At 56.2% G+C, this 1,025-nt stretch carries 1 protein-coding gene; it reads right to left on the reverse strand.

Translation table 11 applies throughout. The annotated features are described in order from the left end of the window. Positions 1–1,025: phage major capsid protein (locus CSR04_RS25085; protein ID WP_216362633.1), on the reverse strand; the 1,025-nt coding region annotated here is incomplete at both ends.

Here is a 1,025-nt window from a genome sequence, read left to right on the forward strand (position 1 = left end):
ATAATGGTTTGCTCGGCGCTATCACAGGTTACCAACCAGTCGTTAGGGTCTTGCCAGCACCAGACCGGGATGATCTGCGGCTTCAGGCTTTGCACAAACGTGGCATCGAGGTTGGTGTCGCGCTTAAAGGTGTCGGCCGCCGTTTCCTCAAGTTCTGGTGGTACCCACAGGTTGCGGGGCATTAGTCCCAGTTCGGCGTCGCTGCCAGGTTCAACCTGGCGCATCATGGCCAGCCGCGCTGCCGCATAGGCTGCACCGGAAAAGGCGGTAGTTGCCAGGTTAGCGTGGTCAGTATGGAACCAGGCCTTGCCGTCACCCATTACCGGGTTACTGGTAACCATGCTAAACACAAACTTCGACAAGGTGCGCTTAGCGGCCATGTTCATTTTGCCCGGGATTTTCTTAATGGCACCAATGTCGTCGTTGGCGATCATCTCCAGGGTGATCTTTTCGGTACCGCCCTTTTTGCTGACCCTGTAGCGTTCTTTGGCGTCACCTGGTGATGCCAGGGCCGGGTAAGCACCAGATTCGGCGACGGCGGCCAGGTCGCCATAGCCACCAATCATGACACGGGTCTGGTCGCGAAAATCATTGGCCGACACAATGTCAACCAGCGGCCCCCAAACATCATAAATGGTGGCCTGCTTATACAGTTCCAGCAGCCGCTTATGAAAGAACTCACCCAGCGCATCCGGGAAACTGGTGCTGTCCAGGGCCTCTGCCATACGGGTGCGGCTGCAGTCAATGATCCTACCGGTAAAGTGCCTGTCGCCGGTACAATCCAGGTAAACCTGGCGAATGCTGGTTACGTTGTGGTCGTCGTCGTTGAAAAGCGCCTCAATTAGCTGATGGCCGTCGTCAACATTGCCATAACGGGCACCACCGTCGGGCATATTAGGCCGCCCGGTATCGGTAACACTGCCCAGCAATTCCTTCATGTTGTTAATGGCAGTGGTAACCTGGGCTTCGGTTAACTGTTCAGCCTGGTCAAACTGCGCCTGCAGTTGTTCCACCGCTTTAGCGGG

Source organism: Bowmanella denitrificans (assembly GCF_002887595.1).
GTDB lineage: Bacteria > Pseudomonadota > Gammaproteobacteria > Enterobacterales > Alteromonadaceae > Bowmanella > Bowmanella denitrificans.